The sequence below is a fragment of the Streptomyces sp. NPDC008317 genome, from assembly GCF_042955955.1.
Classification (GTDB): Bacteria; Actinomycetota; Actinomycetes; order Streptomycetales; family Streptomycetaceae; genus Actinacidiphila.
Genome location: NZ_JBIBFQ010000004.1, coordinates 611,294 through 630,733, shown reverse-complemented (window position 1 = coordinate 630,733; position 19,440 = coordinate 611,294). Strand labels below are relative to the sequence as shown.

Below are 19,440 nucleotides of genomic sequence, written 5' to 3'. Positions count from 1 at the left end.
AAACTTGTGTGTGTTTTTGTTTTTGTGACCCGCCTTCCGCTGTTTGGGGGGGGGGCGCCCCCCCCCCCCCCCCCCCCCCACCGCCGTACCGGAATAACGTCTTCGCGCCGGGCGGACGCAGGTCCCGTGGGCGCCACCCGGCCGACATTCCGTTGTGGCCGAGCCAGGGAGAAAGGGGGCGTACACGTGCGTATCGCATTGCTCACCGAGGGTGGTTACCCGTACGCGCGAGGTGAAGGGGGTGCGTGGTGCGACCGGCTCGTCCGCGGTCTCGCGCACCACGAATTCGACGTGTACGCGCTCAGCCGGTCACCGCGGACGGAGGCGGGGGGCCGCGTCGAAGTGCCGTCGCACGTACGGCGGTTCCGCGCGGAACGCCTCTGGGGGGAGCCCCCGGCCGCCGCCCTCGCGCCGACGTGCGGCGGCGGCCGGGCGGCCAGACGCGCCAGACGCGCCGACTTCCTCACCCACTACCGCGACCTGGTCGCGGCGCTGGCCGGCGGCGCCGGGCTCGGCTCCGCCGACCGGGCGGACCGTTTCGCCTCCGGGCTGTACGGTCTCGCCGAGGTCGCCGCAGAACACGGCGGCCTGCCCGACCTGTTGCGCGGCGAGGACGCGCTCGCCGCCCTGGAGTCGGCGTGCCGCGCCCCCGGGGTGCGTCCCGTGCTCGGCGACATCGTCGTCACCGAACTCCTCGCCGTCGCCGAGTTGTTGGAGCGCCAGCTCAGGCCGCTGTCCGCGCCCTGGTACGGGTCGAGCGAACTGGGCGCCGTCGATGTCTGCCACGCCGTCTCCGGGGGCCCGGCGGCCTTGCCCGGCCTGCTGGCCAAACGGTTCTGCGGAACGCCGCTCATCGTCACCGAGTACACCGTGCGGGTACGGGAGGCGCTGCTCGGGAACCGCGCGGCCGGACTGGCCGGAGCCGTACGGGTGGTGCTCGGCGACTACCACCGGCTGCTCGCCGGGGAGAGCTACCGGCAGGCCGCGCTCGTCACGCCTGGCTCCACGCATGTGCGGCGCTGGCAGGAGCGGTGCGGGGCGCCGCGCGACCGGATGCGGACCATCCATCCGGGGATCGACGCGGCGCGCTTCGCCCTCGCGGGCGAGGCCGCCGAGGCCGAGGCCACCGCGCCCGCCGCGCACGCCGACCCCACGCTCGCCTGGGTCGGCAGGATCGATCCGGCCAAGGACCTCATCGCGCTGCTGCACGCCTTCCGCGCGATACGCGCCGACGAGCCGCGGGCGCGGCTGCGGATCTTCTACCTGCGGCTGCGCGCCGCCGACGAACGCGCGGCCTCCTACCTCGGGCACTGCCGGACGCTCGCCGCGCAGCTCTTCCCGTACGAGGCCGCCGACGCCAACGCCGTCGGTGAGAGTCCCGTCAGCTTCGAGGAGATCGGGTCGCCCGGCGCGCCCGAACTCGCCGACGCGTACGCCGCGGGCGACGTCGTGGTGCTCTCCAGCAGCGCGGAAGGCTTTCCGCTGAGCCTGGTCGAGGCGATGTTCTGCGGGCGGCCCACCGTGTCCACCGACGTGGGGGCCGTCCGCGAGGTCATCGGCGGCACCGGGCTCGTCGTGCCGCCGCGCAACCCCAAGGCGCTGGCGGACGCCGTCGTCGATCTGCTGCGCGGGCCCGAGCGGGCGTCGCGGCTCGGGGCGGCGGCCCGGGAGCGGGCGCTCGCGCTCTTCACCGTCACCCGGTGCGTGGACGCCTTCCGCGAGAGCTATCTCGACGTGGTCGCGCACCATCCCGTGCGGCGCGAGCCGCTGCTCGACGCGGCGGGCGATCCGCGGCCGTTCACGGCTCCCGCCGAGTCGCACGTCCCGGCCCGCCTGGCCCCCACCCCCGCCCACCCCGCCTGGTCCCGCACCCCCGAACCCGTAGGTGCCCCGTCCGCCTCCGGAGGCTCCCCCTCATGACCACGCCGACCCCCGCCCACGCCTTACTCACCCGCCTCACCGCCCAGGCCGCCCCGCCCGCCTCACCCCTGCGGCTCCCGCCCCACGACCCCGACGACCCCACCGCCATAGACATAGACGCCTACGACGACGAGGCCACCCCCCACTCCCTCGACGAGACGGTCACGGCCCTCTTCGGCGCCTCCCGCCTCCCGGCGCGGAACCCGGACACCGACGAGCACCCGGCCGAGCTGCGTCCGGCCCCCCCGGACGGCGACCCGTCGCGCGTACGGTCCCGGACCGCCGTCGCGGACGACGCACAACCGTCCGCTGCCGCGCCCGAGACCGCCGCCCAGCCGTGCCCAGCCGCCCCGACCCGCACAGATTCGTCCGGAGCCGCCGCGCCATCGAGTCCGGACGCTTCCGCATCCGAAGTGCCCGTCGCGGACCGGGGCTTGGCGGTGCTTGGCGACCCCGCTCGCGAGCGGGGTGAGCCCCGCTCAGGCGCGGGCCCCCGCGTCACCGACGAGCCGCAGGCCCACGCGGATTCGGCGCGGCGGCCCGAGCCGGGGCCGGTAAACCCGGGTGATGACGGGGCGCACGGCTTGCCTGACGCTCGCCTCGCGGACCCGGATGGTGCCGCAGCCGTGAGCCGTGCGGACCTCGCGCGGTCCGAGACCCGCCCGGGCGCGAACGTTTCCGTATCCGAAGTGCCCGTCGTGGACGGGGACTTGGCCCTGCTTGGCGGCTCTGCTCGCGAGCGGGACGGTTCGGTACCGGGCGGCCTGGACGCTGACGGCGGGTTGCGCTCGGGCGCGGGCCTCCGCGTTGCCGAGGGCCCCGAGGCGGAGGGCGATTCGGCGCGCGCGGGCGCAAACGCTTCCGTACTCGAAGTGCCGGTCCTGGACGGGGACTTGGCCCTGCTTGGCGGCCCCGCTCGCGAGCGGCGCGGGCCGGTACCGGTCGGCCTGGACGCCGAGGGTGCGGCTCGACGCGGTGCTGGGGCGGGGGCGGGTGGGGAGGCGCGGCCCGGAGGGCGGTTGGTGGGGATCGACGGCGGGCGACGGGCCGCGCGGGGCGGGCCGCAGGCCGGCGGGCGGGTGGCGGACTTTCGGGCGGGGCGGCCGGGCGGTGCGGACGAGCCGCGGCGCAGGGGGCCCGCCGACCCCGTACGGGGAGTGATGCACCGGCACGAGGCGCTGATCGCGGGCGCCGTGGACGAGTGGGAGATCGCGGCCGGGCTGGAAGCCCACGGCGTGACGGACGGAGCCGCGCGACGCCTGCGGCACCGGGACGTCTTCGGGCTCGCGGAGGAGCTGTACGCGCGGGTCCCGAGGGCGGTACGCCGACTGGAGGCGGCGCCGGGGGAGCGGGAACGGGCCCTGCCGCGCTGGCGGACCGGGGCCGCGCAGGCGGTGCCGGGCGCGGTGTGCGCGCTGGCGGCCGGAGCCCCCGGAAGCGTACGGCTGCCGCTGCTGGCGTTCGTCGCCGTCGTCGCGTGGGCCGCCGTACGGATCGGACCGCTGCGGGTCGAGCGCGGCGCGGGCGCCGCCGTATGGACGTACGGCCTGCTCGGCTACGCGCTGTACGCCGGGCACGCCACCGGCCGCACCGCCGGCGCCGCCACCCTCGCGGCGCTCACCTTCGCCCTGCTGCCCGCCGCGTACTGCGCGCACTGGCTCGCCGTCCGCTCCAGGGCCCAACTCGCCCCCAGCCACGGCCTGTCGGACTTCGCCGACGCCGTACGCCCCCGCCTGGCCGCGGCCCTCGCCGTGTACGCCGTCGCGCTGATCGCCCTGCTCGACACGGCCACCGCCGTCGCGGGCTCCGCGCCACTGGCCGGACCGGCCGCCCTCGGCCTGCTGCTCTTCGCCGCGCGCCTGCTGTCCGTGCACGGCTTCCCCGGCCACGCGGCGGCCGGTCTCGGAGCGGCCTGCGCCGCCGAGGCGCTGACCCTCGCCGCGACCCCCCTGCACCTCGGCCCTGCCCCCGCCACCGCGCAAGCCGTCATCTGCGGCGCCGCCGCACTCGTGCTGACCGCGCAGGCGTTCCGCGTGCTGCCCCGTGCCTCCGCGCACCGGCCGCCGCCGCGCCACCACCCCTGACCTCAGCAGAACGAACGACCAGGAGAACACCCCTTGACCAGGTACCGAACCGCCCCGACCCCGACCGCGGCCCGACGCCGGGCACGCCCTCTCCTCGTCCGCGAGGACGGCCTTCCGCCCCGCGGGCGCACGACGGGACACTCGGCGCAGGCACTCGGAGGCACGCGATGAGAGTGCTGCTGCTCGGAGCCGACGGCTTCCTCGGCCGGCATGTCGCGGAGCGGCTCCTCGCCGACCCCGCCGTCCAGCTCACCGCGCTCGGCAGGAGCGACGACGCGGACGTCCGCTTCGACCTGGCGAGCGGCGCGCCCGGCGTCCTCGCCAGGTTCCTGGACGCCGTGCACCCCGGAGTCGTGATCAACTGCGCCGGTACGACCAGGGGCGGTGCCCGCGAGCTGACCCGGCAGAACACCGTCGCCGTCGCCACCGTCTGCGAGGCGATGCGCCGCAGCCAGGTCGACGCCCGGCTCGTCCAGCTCGGCTGCGGCTCCGAGTACGGGCCCTCGCCGCAGGGCGCGTCCACCGGCGAGGACGCGGTGCCGCGCCCCGGCGGCCCGTACGGCGTCAGCAAGCTCGCCGCGACCGAACTGGTCCTCAGCTCAGGTCTCGACGCGGTGGTGCTGCGGGTGTTCAGCCCGGTCGGCCCCGGCACCCCGACCGGGGCCCCGCTCGGCCGGGTCGCCGAAACCCTGCGCCGCGCGATGCAGAACGGCGACGGCGAGCTGAAACTCGGCGGCCTCGGCGTCCAGCGCGACTTCATCGACGCCCGCGACGTGGCCCGCGCCGTGCACGCCGCGTCGCTGTCCGCCGCGCAGGGCGTGGTGAACATCGGCAGCGGCCGGGCCGTCCGGATGCGTGAGATGGCCGCGGCCCTCGCCCATGTGGCGGGCTACGAGGGCTCGCTGCACGAGCTGGACGAGACGCCCGCCTCCGCCGGGCCGCCCCCGTACCCCGACGGCTGCGGCGGCTGGCAGCAGGCCGACGTCCGTACCGCCAGGGACCGGCTCGGCTGGCGGCCCCGGATCGGCCTGGAGGAGTCCCTGGCCGATGTGTGGATGGAGGCGGCATGTCGCGTCTGACGCGACCGCACCAGTGGGGCACGGGACTGCGCCGCCGTGCGGGCGCGGGCCGGGACGCGATGGGCTTCGGCGTCCCGGCGTTCGCGCACCCGCTGGTCGCCCCCACCGAATGGGCCGAACTGGCCCGGCCGGGGGCGCCGCTGCACTGGGCCGCCTTCGACGTGGCCCGCGGCCCCGGTACACGGCCCGACCCGCTGTACGGAGAGGTCGTCGGCCGCGTCCGTGAGAACGGCGTCCCGGTCCTCGGACTGCTGGACTGCCGCAACGGCACCCGGCCCTTCGGCGACCTGCTCGCCGACGCCTCCCACTACCTGGACTGGTACCGGGTCGACGGCTTCTACCTGGACCGCGCCCCGACCGGCCGCGCCGACGCCGCCGAGTGCCGCCGGGTGGTGACCACGCTGCGGGCACTGCTGCACGCGGACGACGAGGACACCGAGGACACCGGGGGCACCGGGGGCACGGAGGGCGCGGAGGGCAACGAGGACGCCGCGGACAGCAGAGGCAGATGGGGCAGTGGGGCCAGTGGGGCCAGTGGGGCCAGCGGGAGAGCGGGAGCCGCCGCCTCGCGCCTGCCGGAGAGCGGCGGCGGCCAGATCGTCCTCGGCCACGGCGAGCACCCGTGGCCCGGATACGCCGAGCTGGCCGACCAGCTCGTCACCTTCTGCGGCCCCTGGACCAGTTACCGCTGGTCGGAGGCGCCGGAGTGGACGGCCGCGTACCCGCCGGAACGCTTCGTGCACCTGGTGCACGGCCTGCCCAGGTCCCATCTGGACACCGCCCTGCGGATCGCCCGCTGGCAGGGCGCGTCCACGGTGTGCCTCACCGACCGCACGGACCGGGACGGCGCCGACCCGTGGGCGGGCCTGGCCGGATACTGGCACGAAGCCGTCCGTATGCTGCGCAAACAGCCGTCGCCGAGCACGTAGCACCGGCGCGGCGGCCCCTCGGACCGGGCATGGCCAGGGCGCGGGGGGAGCGCGGCCGGAGCGTGACCGGGACGTGACCGGGATGTGAGCCGATTCCGTCTCGGTCCTCGGACCGGGTGTCTTGGAATGAAGACCGGCGTGGCAGTGTTGCAGGGACAGCACGTACCGCACGTACTGACTGATGACCGACCAACCGTATTGCTGAGGTCCCTGTGTCGCTGCCACCCCTGGTCGAGCCGGCCGCCGAGCTCTCCGTTGACGAGGTCCGCAGGTATTCGCGCCATCTGATCATCCCCGACGTGGGAATGGACGGCCAGAAGCGGCTGAAGAACGCCAAGGTGCTGTGTGTCGGCGCCGGCGGGCTCGGCTCTCCGGCCCTGATGTACCTGGCCGCCGCGGGCGTCGGCACGCTCGGCATCGTCGAATTCGACGAGGTCGACGAGTCGAACCTCCAGCGTCAGATCATCCACAGCCAGGCCGACATCGGCCGCTCGAAGGCCGAATCCGCCCGCGACTCCGTCAAGGGCATCAACCCGTACGTGAACGTCGTCCTGCACGAAGAGCGGCTCGAAGCCGAGAACGTGATGGAGATCTTCTCCCAGTACGACCTGATCGTCGACGGCACGGACAACTTCGCGACCCGCTACCTGGTCAACGACGCGTGCGTGCTGCTGGGCAAGCCCTACGTCTGGGGCTCCATCTACCGCTTCGACGGCCAGGCATCGGTCTTCTGGTCCGAGCACGGCCCCTGCTACCGCTGCCTCTACCCGGAGCCCCCGCCCCCCGGCATGGTCCCCTCCTGCGCCGAGGGCGGCGTCCTCGGCGTGCTGTGCGCGTCCATCGGCTCGATCCAGGTCACCGAGGCCATCAAGCTGCTCGCGGGCATCGGCGAGCCGCTGCTCGGCCGCCTGATGATCTACGACGCCCTGGAGATGACGTACCGCACGGTGAAGGTCCGCAAGGACCCGGACTGCGCGGTCTGCGGCGAGAACCCGACCGTCACCGAGCTGATCGACTACGAGGCGTTCTGCGGCGTCGTGTCCGAGGAGGCCCAGGAGGCCGCGCTCGGCTCGACCATCACTCCCAAGCAGCTCAAGGAGTGGATGGACGACGGCGAGAACATCGAGGTCATCGATGTCCGCGAGCCGAACGAGTACGAGATCGTCTCCATCCCCGGCGCGAAGCTCATCCCGAAGAACGAGTTCCTGATGGGAAGCGCCCTGGAGCACTTGCCGCAGGACAAGCGGATCGTCCTGCACTGCAAGACCGGTGTGCGCTCCGCGGAGGTCCTCGCCGTCCTGAAGTCCGCGGGCTTCTCCGACGCCGTGCACGTCGGCGGCGGCGTGATCGGCTGGGTCAACACGATCGAGCCCGACAAGCCGGTGTACTAAGCCAGTTGAAGCGGTCTCACGGCGGAGGGGCCCGGTGCCACGCACCGGGCCCCTCCGCCGTCCCGTCATGTCCTGTTGTTCCAGATGCCCTTGACGGTATCGAAACTGTGACGGACCCATGACCTGCCCATGAGAGAGCCGGGGGGCGAAGGAGGTAGCGTCAGGGGCTCCCGTGCGGAGTGATCCGTACGGAGCAGGGACATTTCACTGAGGGGGACCACTACGTGAAAACGCAGAAAAACCGGCGGACCGGACGGGGAATGAAGGCCAGGGCCGCCGCGGTGACGGCGGGCACGCTCGCCATGGTGCTGGGCGCCTCCGTCGCCGCCAGCGCCGAGGGCGGCTCGCCCGCGCTCACCACCGTCAAGGACGCGCAGAGCCACACCGCCGCACCCGGCGTCTCGACGTTCTCCACGAACGCCGCGCAGGACGACAAGATCTGGTCGTTCGGCATCGACGGCCGCGACTCCAGCGGCCGGATCTGGAGCTACCCGCCGAAGGCGAACGGCTTCGGCTCCCGCACCCAGACCGGCTACGGGATGGGCAGCGCCAACGCGTTCTTCAAGAACAACTCGGGCAACGACACGCACGTGAACGTCTACGCGCGGTTCGGCGGCACGCTCCGGATCTTCTCGGCGGCCTCGCCCGACGAGGGCACCGTGATCGGCACCGGCTGGAACGTCTACAACGCCTTCGTGACGCCGGGCAACGTCGGCGGCGCCGCCAACCCGGACCTGCTCGCCCGTGACAGCAGCGGCGTGCTGTGGCTCTACCTGTCCTACGCGGACGGCACGTTCGCCAAGAAGCGCAAGGTCGGCGGTGGGTGGAACACCTACAACCAGATCGCCGGCCGCGGTGACCTCACCGGTGACGGCAAGCCCGACATCGTGGCCCGCGACAGCAGCGGTGCGCTCTGGCTCTACAAGGGCACCGGCAACATCGACGCGCCGTTCGCCGCGCGGACGAAGATCGGCGGTGGGTGGAACACCTACAACAAGATCCTCAGCCTGGGCGACACCAGCGGTGACGGTCGCAACGACCTGATCGCCCGCGACACGTCGGGTGTCCTGTGGCTGTACAAGGGCACCGGCAACGCCGGCGCCCCGTTCGCGGCCCGCGTGAAGATCGGCGGCGGCTGGAACACGTACAACTACCTGTTCTAAGCCGCGCCGTCCTCCGGATCGCGCCGTTCGAACCGTGAAACGAGGCCCGCCGCCCGGAACTCCTCCGGGCGGCGGGCCTCTCACATGGTCCGGTTCAGCGGTTGACGGTCTGGATCTCCTGGACCGTGACCGGGTGGTCCTGGGTGATCACACCGTTCGGCAGCGGCGGGTTGTCGGCCGCGCCGTCCGAACCGCGCCAGGAGACCTTCCAGGTGGCCGTCACGTTCAGGTCGTACGCGCCGGTGCTCTGCGTGGAGCGCCGATACGTCACACCGCACGGCGGGTTGCCGGTGGCGCCCTCGGTGTACGGGGCGCCGACCTGGCCGCCCTTGCCGATGGGGCACTCGGCGGAGGACGGGTACACGGTGGCGTCCGACGTCCCCGGACCGATGTGGACGCTGGTCGGCGTGGCCGTCGTCTCGGCCCACATGGCCTGCGCGCCGGGGATGTTGAGTTCGGCCCTGACGGTGACCGGCGCGTAGTTCTCGTTCAGCGTCACCCAGGTGGGCAGATTGACGGTCTGGGTGCCCACCGGATTCGTCCGGATGTCCACGCCCGGCACCTTGGTGTGCGCGAAGGCGAGCCTGGCCAGCATCTCCGTGGTGATCACATTCGGCGTACCGGCGGGCGGGCGCTGGCCGTTGGGGACCCAGAAGGGCAGCGTGCCGTTGCAGTCGAAGCGGTCGGGGCTGTCGGAGTTGGGATTCGTCACCGGCCCCCAGAAAGCGCCCTTGCCCTGCTGGTCGAGATTGAAGTTCTTGTACGCCTTCTCGCCGTTGCCGCTCCAGGTCCTGCCCTCCGAATAGTGCTTCTTGTACTCGTCCATGGCCTGCATGGCGTAATTGGCCTGGCCCGGATACTCGTTGGTCTCCTTGACCTGCTTCTCGACCATCTTCTTGAATTCGGCGGGGCCGGCGACGGGGCCGATCCAGCACGGCGGCGGCGTCCACGTCACATTGTCGGCGGCGCCGAGCGAATGGCCTCCCGAGCCCTTCGCGCTGGTGTCCGTGGGATAGGTGACCTGGACGCCCGCGCTCAGATTGCCCTTGTCGTCACCCGAGCCGCTGGTCTTGCCGCCGGGCACGTCGGCGAAGGCCGGGGCGGCGACGGTGGCCGTGGCGGCCGTCACGAGGATCGCGGTGGCCGCGCCAAGAGCCGCACGGCGCAGGCCCGTTGCCGGGCCCGATGGGGTGGTCACTCCTTGCATTGCGTTGCCTTCGCTTTCGCATCGACGGACACGGCTTGCCACAGGTCGGCCCCCGCGGGGAACTTGGCCATGACGATCGTGAAGTACACGTAACTGCTGTCGGTGACCGCGGTGCCGAGGAGCTTGCCCGACCTGACGTCCTTGCCGTAGACCTTGCCCTGGAAGTCGCAGAAGCCGACCGTGGCGGCGGTCTTCGCCGAGGTCACCTTCACCGTGGGCCGGTAGAAGCGGTCGGTGCCGGTCTCGGTCCAGCCGCCGTCCACCGCCTGCCCGATCTGCGTACGGGCATACGCGGCGGCGCTGCCGCCCGGCTGCGCGTACTGCGCCACCAGCGGCTCGTTGACATTCCGCTTCACGATGCCGTGGGCGATGCTGCGCATGAAGTTGGCGGCGTTGCCCAGCGCGGCGGCCTCGGCGTGACCGGTCGGCGCGGGCCAGTCGAAGACCAGCTTCAGATCGCCCGGCAGCGCCAGGTTCGGATCCTGCGTCACGGGCGGCGCGGTCGGCTCGGCGGACGCCGACGCCGTGGGAGAGGCGGCCGTCGCGGTGGGGGAGGCGGTGTTCGCCGAATCCCCGTGGATCGTGTCGGAGCCGCCACCTCCACCGCCGCCGCAGGCGGACAGCGCCAGGACGGCGGTCGCCGTCAACGCGGCGGCCGTGGCGCCGCAGTGGACTCGCATGGTCAACGCTCCCGATCGGTGCTCACCGGGCACCGACGGGCACCGGCCGAACAACACATCGAACGCCGAACACCCCTTGGCCCCGTATCCAAGTGGAATCCAACGTACCCAAGGCGGCGGCCCGTGTTGAGAGGGGAAGTGTGCTGGTTCGGTCACGTGCGGGTCACCGCGACGGCACAGCCGCCGATTCCACCCGGATGCCGCGCAACCCGGCAAGGACACAACCCCTCCTAACGGATAGTCGGCGACCTATTGGATACAAGTGGTGGGTCCCGAACAAACGCCGTAAAAGCAGCGAATGGGCTCGAACGCGTCGAACACCGCGGAGAACACGACGACTTCGCGTGGCGCGGAGCACCCGAGCCCTCGAAGAACCTTCGAAAGGCAAGGCACGTCATGCAGCAGAGCCGCACCACCGGTACCCGTACCCGTACCGTCCGCCGTATCGCCCTCACCACGGCCGCGGTGGCGCTCGCGGTCGCCGTACCCGCCGCCGCGGCGCAGGCGCAGTCCCAGCCGCGGACCGCGTCCCACACGACCGGGCAGTCCCACACGACCGGGCACGGGCACGCGGTCGCGCACCAGGCGCCCACGGCGCACAAGGCCCACAAGGGCGCCAAGGCCGAGCCGGTGATCGGCTCCGGCAGCCCGCAGTCCACGACGGGACGCGTCGCCGACTTCTACGGGTCCTACATCGACGCCGTCTGGGACACCGACAGCGGCCACCTCGGCGCCGACCTGCGGTCGCACTTCCTGACCAAGGGCCTCCAGAAGAAGCTCGCCGCGTGGGAGAAGAAGAACCACGCGGACGGCGTGCTGCGCGCCCAGGACGTACCGACGGCGTGGCGCGTGACGTACGCGGGCAGCGGCGCGGGACACGCCTTCACCAATGTGCGCCTGACGTTCGGCGGGAAGGGCCACGAGACGTATCAGACGCTCAAGGTGCGGTCGGACCTGGCGACGAAGAAGATCTCCGACATCAAGTAGCGCGCGGGGCCCGCTGATTCGGTCCTTCGGACCGGTCGGCGGGGTCGGCCGGCCGGTTCCCGGCGTCGTACGGCGCCGGGGTCCGGCCGGCCGCGGAGTACGTCAACCCGCCCGCTACAGCTCGCCCTTGCGGGTGAGGTGGTGGAAGGAGACCCAGCCGGGCAGCACCGGCAGCCAGAAGGTCAGCAGCCGGAAGAAGAGCACGGCCGGAGTGGCGACCTCCTTCGGCAGCCCGGCGGCGATCAGACCACCGGTGAGGGCGAGTTCGACGGCCCCGACGCCACCGGGGGTGGGCGCGGCGGACCCCAGCGCGTTGCCCGCGAGGAAGACGACGGCGATGGCCGCGTAACTGAGGTGGCCGCCGAAGGCCCGTACGCAGCCGTCCAGGCAGATCACGAAGGTGACCGTCAGCATCAGCGTGCCGCCGATGCCGGTGATCAGCTTCGCGGGCCGCTGGAGCACGTCCAGCATGCGCGGCACGACCCCGGCGAACAGCGCGCGTACCCGCGTCGAGACGAACTTCCGCAGCGCGGGCACCGCCGTGACGACCAGCACCAGCACGCCCGCGGTCAGCAGCCCGGCCATGACCGTACGGGACGGCGACAGCGACGGCGTCTTCTCCGTACCGGTGATGAAGCCGAACGCCATCAGCAGCACCACGTGCGAGCCGAGGCCCACGAGCTGGGAGGCGCCGACGCTCGCCACCGCCAGGCCGGGCCGTACGCCCGCCTTCTGCAAGTAGCGGGTGTTGAGCGCGACACCGCCGACCGCGGCCGGGGCGACCAGCTTCACGAACGACCCGGCGACCTGCGCGAGCACCGTCTTCACCAGCGACAGCCGCTCCGGTACGAACCCGGAGAGCGCGCACGCGGCGGCGACGTAACTGGCCGCGGAGCCGAGGACCGCGATCACCGCCCACCGCCAGTCGGCGTTGGCGATGGCGTCGCCGATCGGCACGGAACTGAGCTGGGAGAGCAGGAAATACGCGGCGAAGGCGCCCGCGATCACCGTGATCAGCGTGCGCGGCTTGATGCGTTCGAGACGGACCGGCTCGACCGGCGCCTGCGGACGGATCAGCAGCACCTGCTGGCGGATGAGGGAGAGCAGGTCGTCCTCGCGGGCCTCCTCCAGCGCGTCCTCTATGGCCCGCTTCTCCGCCTTGCTCTCGGCCTTGCGCTCGGCCTTCCGGCCCGCCTTGAGCTTGCCCGCCTTGAGGTCTCCGGCCTTGAGGTCCCCGGCTCTGAGGTCTCCGGTTCTGAGATCCCCGGCCTTGAGGTCCCCGGCTCTGAGGTCCCCTGGCGGCACCGCCGCCGTCGCGCCGCCGTGCGCCACATCGGCGCCGTGCGCGCGCTCCGCGGCCCGTGCCTCCTTCTCCGCCGCCGACGCCGCGAGCACCGCGTCCCGCTCGCGCTGCGCGCGGGCCCGCCCGAGCACCTTCAGACGCGCCCGGGTCTCTCGGCTCAGCGCGATCGGCTGGAGCAGCGGCAGCGAGTTGGCGACCCGGTCGGGACCGAGCACCGCGAGCCCCGAGGCCACCGCGCGCTCGGGCCCCACCCGCAGCGCCAGCGTCGTCAGCATCTGCGCGATGTCCATCCGCAGCACGATGTCCCCGGCCGCGATCTCACCGCCGCGCAGCTCGGTCAGCACGACCTTGCCGGAACGATCCACCAGCAGCGACTCACCGACCAGCCGCCGGTGCGCGATCCGCCGCGACTGGAGCGCCCGCACCTGCGTCCACGCCTCGCGCAGCAGGTCGTCGGTGATCTCGTCGTCCGCGAGCGAGTCGAACCGCCGGCCGCCGATGTGCTCGTAGACCAGCATCACCGCGTCGGGGCCCAGCTCGGAGGTGGCGATCAGCTTCGGCGCGTTGGCCCCGGCGGCGATGGCCGCGTACGCCAGCAGCGCCTCCTGCTCCAGCGCCTGCCGCAGCGACAGCAGACTGCGCCGCTGCGTGATCCCGCCGACCAGGGCGAGTCGCCGCCACAGCCGGTAGAAGAAACCGTGCGCCTGCTGCTCCCGGTCGACCACCGTGACGTCCAGCGGCGGGCCGTCCTCCAGCGTCACCAGATACGCCCGGCCGCGGTCGGAGTCCGCGGTCTCCGGGCCGTCCAGCTCGACCCGGCGCGCGGTCTGCGGCGCGAAGCCGACCCGGCGCAGGCCCGCGAGCAGGTGCTGCCCGGTCGGCCGGACGTTCGGCGAGCCGACCGCGTAGACCGTGCCGTAGGCGACCGTCCAGCCGATCAGCACGGTGACGGCGATCGAGAACGGTGTCGTGTAGCCGCCGACCAGCACCGCGAAGGCGTCCAGCAGCAGCACGAACCACAGCGCGACCCGCCAGCGCGGTCTGCGCGCCATCCCGACCGCCGTCACATAGGCGATGACGGGCGCGAGATAGCCGTGCACGGGGTCGGTGAGGCCGGTGCCGCCGGGCGCGCTGTGGGTCAGCGCCTCCTGGATCGGATTCGGCGCGGAACTGGTCACCCACAAGTCGGTGGCGAGCGCGGCGCCGTGCGCGAGGACGGCCGCCAGGACGCCGTCGGCGATCCGCAGCCCGTCCCGCTTGACCAGCCGCTCGATCGCGAAGGCGACCGGCACGATCAGTACGGCGATGCTCGCGGTCAGGCCCGCGAAGGACGACAGGGCGTCGGGCGCGTGGTCGGCGCCCTTGGAGATGTCCGTCTCCAGGCCGGTGGTCGTCGCGTGCGCGAAGCCCGCGATGGCCAGCACGACCGCGATGCCCAGCAGCCCGAACAGGAAGCGCATCAGGTCGGCGGGGCGGTGCACGCGGGCGGCGAGCAGCGGTTCGTCGACCAGGACGGTGCCGGGTCCCGGCCCTGGGGTCAGGGTGGGAGCGGGGCCGGGGGCGGTGCCGGACGCGGTGTCCGGGGTCTTCTCGGGCGTGGCGCCGGACACCGTGCCTGGCGTGGCGCCGGACGCGGTGCCGGACGCGGTGTCGGGTGTGGCCTCGGGCGTCGTGTCGTCTGCGGCGGCCCGGTCGGCGTCCGGGCCGGTGTCCGTCGCGGGTTCGGCCACGGCGTCACGCGTGGTGTCGGGCACGGGCAGGTCGGACAGGCGCGCCCTGTGGGCCCCGTTCGCGGCCGGCGCGGCGGGGTGCGCGGGCAGCGCGTCGGGGGCGCGGTCGGCCGGTCCGGCCTGCTCCGCGCCCGGCTGCTGCTCCCCAGCCGTCTCTTCTTCTTGATCTCGTATCACCAGTCACCGCCCGGACGATGGTGGCATGAGAGGTCTGCGAATGGGACCGGAACCCCCCGTTGTCGGTGGTCTGGGGCAGGATTGTTCGGATGAGCGAGGAGTACGACCCCGGTGCCCCCACGGAGTACGCGGAGCGGGTGCTGGACACCGTAGAACTGATCCCGCCCGGCCGCGTGATGACATACGGCGATGTCGCGGAATACCTGGGCGAAGGCGGTCCGCGACAGGTCGGCCGGGTCATGGCGCTGTACGGCGGCGGCGTGACCTGGTGGCGTGTCGTGCGCTCCGACGGGACGCTGCTGCCCGGCCACGAGCTGAGCGCGCTGGACGCGTACCGCGCCGAGGGCACCCCGCTGCGTGAGCGCGGCCCGGCCGCCGAGGGGCACATACCGCGCGTCGACATGCGCAGGGCCCGCTGGGACGGGGGCGCCGCCGACCTCGCGGGGGGCGGCAGCGGCTGACGGCCGGGGACTCATGTCCTCCAGCTTCCGTCATCGGCGCCGCCGCGATGGCATCGGCCGTCCGTACGGAGTACATCCCGCGCGTGGCGTAGCGTCGACAGCTCCCGTCCGGGAACGCGATCCCGGCGGCGTACGTGACCCGGTACGCGGTCTCGTACGCGTCCCCGTACGACCGCCAGAGCCCGTGACCGACTAAGTGACCGATCCCGCGACCGGTCCTGTGACCGACCTCCTGCCCGAGCTTGTGCCAGAGCCCGCGGCAGAATCCGTGACCGACCCCATGACCGACTACGTGACCGATCCCGCACCCGACTCCGTACGCGCATCTGATCCTGGCCCCGACAGAACCGGCGAACCACGTGACATCCTCCTCGGTCTCCTCCGCCACCTCGGCAGTGCCGCACCAGGCGCACCGGGGTGCGGGCGGCGGCGGGTACCGGTTGGTGCGGACGCCGCCGGTGGCCGCGACGCCTCCTGTGCTGGACGCGGCACAGCGCGCGGTGGTTGAGCACGGGCAGGGGCCGCTGCTGGTGCTGGCGGGGCCCGGCACCGGCAAGACGACCACGCTCGTCGAGGCGGTCACCGCGCGGGTGCGGGCCGGGACGGATCCCGACCGGATTCTCGTGCTCACCTTCAGCCGCAAGGCCGCCGTCGAGCTGCGCGACCGGCTGGCGGCGCGGGCGGCGGCGGAACCCGACGGTCCGGGCGGCGCGACCGGCGGGGTGGTGGCGCCGCACGCCACCACCTTCCACTCCTTCTGCTACGCCCTGGTCCGCGAGCACCAGGCGCCCGAGCTGTTCGCCGACCCGATCAGGCTGCTGTCGGGACCCGAGCAGGACCTGCTGGTCCGCGAGCTGCTGGCCGGAGAGGCCATGCTCGAACGCGACGGGCGCGGCAAATTCCGCTGGCCGGACGACCTGCGGGCCGCGCGCACCACGCGCGGATTCGCCGACGAGGTGCGCGCGGTGGTCGCGCGCAGCCGCGAACTGGGGCTCGGCCCGCGCGCCCTCGCGGACTTCGCCCGCCGCATCGGGCGGCCCGACTGGACCGCGGCGGCGGCCTTCCTGGACGAATACCTGGAGGTCAGCGATCTCCAAGGCGTCATCGACTACACCGAACTCGTCCACCGGGCCGCGCTGCTCGCCGAACGCCCCGAGACGCACCGGGAGCTGGCCGGGCGGTACGACGCCGTCTTCGTCGACGAGTACCAGGACACCGACCCGGCGCAGGTACGGCTCCTCCAGGCGCTGGCGGGGCAGGGCCGCACGCTGGTCGCCTTCGGCGACCCCGACCAGTCGATCTACGCCTTCCGCGGCGCCGACATCAACGGCATCCTCGACTTCCCCACCGACTTCCCGCCCCGCGACGCCAAGGCCGCCGCCGTCCGCGTCCTCACCGTCTCCCGCCGCGCCGGGGCCGAACTCCTGGACGCCACCCGGCGGCTCACCACCCGCATGCCGCTGCCCAAGCTGCCCGCCGCGGCCGTACGGCAGCACCGCGCGCTGCACGCCGTACGGTCCGACGGCGCGGTCGCCGTCCGCACGTATCCGACCTCCGGCGCGGAACTCGACGGTATCGCCGACACCCTGCGCCGCGCGCATCTCGAAGACGGCATCCCCTGGCACGACATGGCCGTCCTCCTGCGCTCCGCCTCGCCCCTCCCGGCCCTGCGCCGCGCCCTCACCACCTCCGGTGTCCCCGTCCACCTCGACGCCCCCGACATCCCCCTCCACGCCGAGCCCGCCGTCGCCCCCCTCCTCCTCGCCCTCCGCCTCGCAGCCGAGTCGGCTGCCCCTGAGCCCCCCACCCTGCCCGGCGCCCCGGGAACGCCCGGCGGGGGCGCGGACTCCGCCCGGCCGGGTGGGCCGGGAATCCCCGGCGGGGATGTGGGCTCCGCTCGGCCGGACGGCCTGGGAGCGTCCGGCGAGGACGCGGACGGGCGGTCCGCCGACCCCGCCCGGCCGGGTAGGCCGGGAATCCCCGGCGGGGATGTGGACGCTGCTCTGCCCGGCGGCCCGGGAACGTCCGACGAGGACGTGGACGCTGCTCTGCCCGGCGGCCCGGGAACGCCCGGCGGGGGCGTGGACTCCGTGCTGCCCGGTGGGCCGGGAATGCCCGGCGCGTCCTCGGTGTCGGCGGCCGACCTCGCCGAGCCCGGCCGATCGTCGGCCCCCCTTTCCGGGCCTGCGCCGTTCGGCGGCCCGCAGGGGCGGGGTGAGGTCGCTGCTTCGTCGGCGGCACCCGACGGGTATTCGCGGGGCGACGGGCGGGTGGTTGTTGGGGTGGAGGACGCCGTCGCGCTGCTGACGTCGCCGTTGGGGGGGATGGACGCCGCGGATCTGCGGCGGTTGGGGCGGGCGTTGCGGGAGGAGGAGCGGGCCGCGGGCCACGCGGTGCCGCGTGGGTCGGACGAGCTGATCGCGGAGGCGGTGGGGGAGCCGGAGCGGCTGGTGGCGCACGACCCGGCGTATGCGCGGGGGGCGCTGCGGGTGGGCGGGCTGCTGAGGGCCGCGCGGGACACGCTGGCGGGCGGCGGGACGGCGGAAGAGGCGCTGTGGGGCCTGTGGGACGGCTCGCCCTGGCCGGGGAGGCTGGAGCGGGCGGCGTTGCGGGGCGGGGCGGGCGGACGCCACGCCGACCGTGACCTGGACGCGGTGTGCGCGCTGTTCGAGACGGCGGCGCGGGCCGAGGAGCGCACCGGCGGCCGGGGCGCGCTGAACCTCATCGAGGAGCTGTCGGCGCACGACATCGTCGCCGACACGCTCGGCGGCCCGGCCGTACGCCCCGACGCCGTACGCCTGATGACCGCGCACCGGTCGAAGGGCCTGGAGTGGCGGCTCGTCGTGGTGGCCGGGGTGCAGGACGGCGTCTGGCCCGACCTGCGGCGGCGCGGCTCGCTGCTGGAGGCGGACCGGATCGGCACCGACGGCCTCGCGCCGCCGCTCAGCCAGGGCGCGCTCCTCGCGGAGGAACGGCGGCTGTTCTACGTGGCGGCCACCCGCGCCCGCGAGCGCCTGCTGGTCACGGCCGTGAAGTCGGCCAACGACGACGGCGACCAGCCCTCCCGCTTCCTGGCCGAGCTGGGCGTGCCCCCGCAGGACGTCACCCACCGATCGCGCCGCCCGCTGGCCGTCGCGGCGCTCGTCGCCGAGCTGCGGGCCACCACCGTCGACCCCGCCGCGTCCCCCGCCCTGCGCGACGCCGCCGCGCGCCGGCTGGCCAAGCTCGCGGCGCTCAACGACGACGGGTACGCGCTGGTGCCCGCCGCGCACCCCGACCGCTGGTGGGGCCTGTACGAGCCGACCCGCTCGACGGTCCCGCTGCGCGACCGCGACCAGCCCGTCGTCCTGTCCGGCAGCGCGCTCGACCAGCTCGCCAACACCTGCGCGCTCCAGTGGTTCCTCGGCCGCGAGGTCAAGGCGGAACCGCCGTCCACCGCCGCCCAGGGCTTCGGCAACGTCGTCCACGTCCTGGCCGACGAGGTCGCCTCGGGACGCGCCCCCGCCGACCTGGACGTCCTGATGGAACGGCTGGACTCGGTCTGGGACGCCCTCGCCTTCGACGCGCCGTGGAAGTCCCGGCAGGAGAAGGAGAACGCCCGCGCGGCCCTGGAGCGCTTCCTGCGCTGGCACGTCATGGAGCGCGGCCGTACCCCCGTCGCCACCGAGCACGGCTTCGACGTCACCTTGGAGGCGGGCGACGCCCGGGTACGGATCCGCGGCAGCATGGACCGCGTCGAGACCGACGCCGAGGGCAACGCGTACGTCGTCGACTTCAAGACCGGCCGCTCCAAGCCCACCGCGGCCGAGGTCACCCACCACCCGCAGCTCGCCGTCTACCAGCTCGCCGTGCGCGAAGGCGCCGTCGACCCGCTCTTCAACGACACCCGCCCGCCGTCCGGCGGCGCCGAACTCGTCCAGCTCAGGCTCGGCGCGACGCGCAAGGAGGGCGGCGAGACCGTACCGGCCGTGCAGCGCCAGGAACCGCTGGCGGGGGAGTGGGCGCAGGAGCTGCTGGCCGAGGCCGCGGGCCGCGTCCTGGACGAGCGCTTCACCCCGTCCACCGGCCAGCACTGCGCCAACTGCGCCTTCCGGGCGGCCTGTACGGCGCGACCGGAGGGACGCCAGGTGGTGGAGTGAACGACCTCCGTGCCCCGGCGCGAGCGACGGCCGTGCCCCAGAGTCAGCGAAGGCCGTGCCCCGGTGCGAGTGACGGCCGCGCCCCGGTGTGAGCGACGGCCGCCGTACGGGCCGCCCAGCGTGCGGACGGCGGTGTCGTACGGATCGCGGAATGAGGGGTTCCGCCGCCACGGCTGTCGGCGGAGCCGGA

12 protein-coding genes are annotated in these 19,440 nt (G+C 73.8%); 9 read left to right on the top strand and 3 right to left on the bottom strand.

Features of this window, described 5'->3' with window-relative positions:
- The first annotated feature begins 186 nt into the window (after positions 1-186).
- The 6 genes from ACFY9V_RS16060 to ACFY9V_RS16035 all read left to right on the top strand — a co-directional run bounded on the left by ACFY9V_RS16060 (position 187) and on the right by ACFY9V_RS16035 (position 8,566).
- Positions 187-1,920: a DUF3492 domain-containing protein gene (locus ACFY9V_RS16060; RefSeq protein ID WP_355348641.1), complete on the top strand. Its 1,734-nt coding sequence runs from the start codon at positions 187-189 to the stop codon at positions 1,918-1,920.
- Positions 1,921-3,080: 1,160 nt separating this feature from the next.
- The gene (locus ACFY9V_RS16055) at positions 3,081-4,004 is read left to right on the top strand and encodes a hypothetical protein (RefSeq protein ID WP_355348644.1); all 924 of its coding nucleotides are present in this window, start codon (positions 3,081-3,083) and stop codon (positions 4,002-4,004) included.
- A 167-nt stretch (positions 4,005-4,171) separates the two neighbouring features.
- Complete coding sequence (locus ACFY9V_RS16050; RefSeq protein WP_188283310.1) at positions 4,172-5,083, top strand: NAD(P)-dependent oxidoreductase; 912 nt, start codon at positions 4,172-4,174, stop codon at positions 5,081-5,083.
- Positions 5,071-6,012: a spherulation-specific family 4 protein gene (locus ACFY9V_RS16045; RefSeq protein ID WP_391161636.1), complete on the top strand. Its 942-nt coding sequence runs from the start codon at positions 5,071-5,073 to the stop codon at positions 6,010-6,012. The genes ACFY9V_RS16050 and ACFY9V_RS16045 overlap by 13 nt, the downstream gene beginning before the upstream one ends.
- Before the next feature lie 212 nt (positions 6,013-6,224).
- On the top strand, positions 6,225-7,403 hold the full coding sequence (gene moeZ / locus ACFY9V_RS16040) for an adenylyltransferase/sulfurtransferase MoeZ (protein WP_355348647.1): 1,179 nt from the start codon (positions 6,225-6,227) through the stop codon (positions 7,401-7,403).
- Between the two features lie 224 nt (positions 7,404-7,627).
- Positions 7,628-8,566, top strand: a complete 939-nt coding sequence (locus ACFY9V_RS16035) for an FG-GAP-like repeat-containing protein (protein ID WP_391044304.1) — start codon at positions 7,628-7,630, stop codon at positions 8,564-8,566.
- A gap of 94 nt (positions 8,567-8,660) precedes the next feature.
- On the opposite strand, the gene ACFY9V_RS16030 is transcribed toward ACFY9V_RS16035, so the two are convergent.
- Positions 8,661-9,764, bottom strand: a complete 1,104-nt coding sequence (locus tag ACFY9V_RS16030) for a hypothetical protein (RefSeq protein WP_391161635.1) — start codon at positions 9,762-9,764, stop codon at positions 8,661-8,663.
- A complete protein-coding gene (locus tag ACFY9V_RS16025) occupies positions 9,761-10,453 on the bottom strand; it encodes a hypothetical protein (RefSeq protein WP_391161634.1) in 693 nt (230 codons plus the stop codon). Before ACFY9V_RS16025 ends, ACFY9V_RS16030 begins: the two co-directional genes overlap by 4 nt.
- A gap of 396 nt (positions 10,454-10,849) precedes the next feature.
- On the opposite strand from ACFY9V_RS16025, the gene ACFY9V_RS16020 reads away from it, so the two are divergent.
- Positions 10,850-11,440, top strand: a complete 591-nt coding sequence (locus ACFY9V_RS16020; protein ID WP_391161633.1) for a hypothetical protein — start codon at positions 10,850-10,852, stop codon at positions 11,438-11,440.
- Between the two features lie 114 nt (positions 11,441-11,554).
- Here ACFY9V_RS16020 and ACFY9V_RS16015 read toward each other — a convergent pair whose 3' ends face one another.
- On the bottom strand, positions 11,555-14,203 hold the full coding sequence (locus tag ACFY9V_RS16015; RefSeq protein WP_391161741.1) for a lysylphosphatidylglycerol synthase domain-containing protein: 2,649 nt from the start codon (positions 14,201-14,203) through the stop codon (positions 11,555-11,557).
- Positions 14,204-14,739: 536 nt separating this feature from the next.
- Between ACFY9V_RS16015 and ACFY9V_RS16010 the strand changes: the two genes are divergently transcribed.
- Positions 14,740-15,111, top strand: a complete 372-nt coding sequence (locus ACFY9V_RS16010; protein WP_355348662.1) for an MGMT family protein — start codon at positions 14,740-14,742, stop codon at positions 15,109-15,111.
- A gap of 359 nt (positions 15,112-15,470) precedes the next feature.
- The gene (locus tag ACFY9V_RS16005) at positions 15,471-19,250 is read left to right on the top strand and encodes a UvrD-helicase domain-containing protein (protein ID WP_391161632.1); all 3,780 of its coding nucleotides are present in this window, start codon (positions 15,471-15,473) and stop codon (positions 19,248-19,250) included.
- Positions 19,251-19,440: the final 190 nt, after the last annotated feature.

Coding starts and splice junctions, on each gene's coding strand:
- ACFY9V_RS16050 (WP_188283310.1), top strand. CDS start 4,172: ATGAGAGTGCTGCTGCTCGGAGCCGACGGCTTCCTCGGCCGGCATGTC.
- ACFY9V_RS16010 (WP_355348662.1), top strand. CDS start 14,740: ATGAGCGAGGAGTACGACCCCGGTGCCCCCACGGAGTACGCGGAGCGG.
- ACFY9V_RS16015 (WP_391161741.1), bottom strand. CDS start 14,203: ATGCGCTTCCTGTTCGGGCTGCTGGGCATCGCGGTCGTGCTGGCCATC.
- ACFY9V_RS16045 (WP_391161636.1), top strand. CDS start 5,071: ATGTCGCGTCTGACGCGACCGCACCAGTGGGGCACGGGACTGCGCCGC.
- ACFY9V_RS16020 (WP_391161633.1), top strand. CDS start 10,850: ATGCAGCAGAGCCGCACCACCGGTACCCGTACCCGTACCGTCCGCCGT.
- ACFY9V_RS16055 (WP_355348644.1), top strand. CDS start 3,081: ATGCACCGGCACGAGGCGCTGATCGCGGGCGCCGTGGACGAGTGGGAG.
- ACFY9V_RS16025 (WP_391161634.1), bottom strand. CDS start 10,453: ATGCGAGTCCACTGCGGCGCCACGGCCGCCGCGTTGACGGCGACCGCC.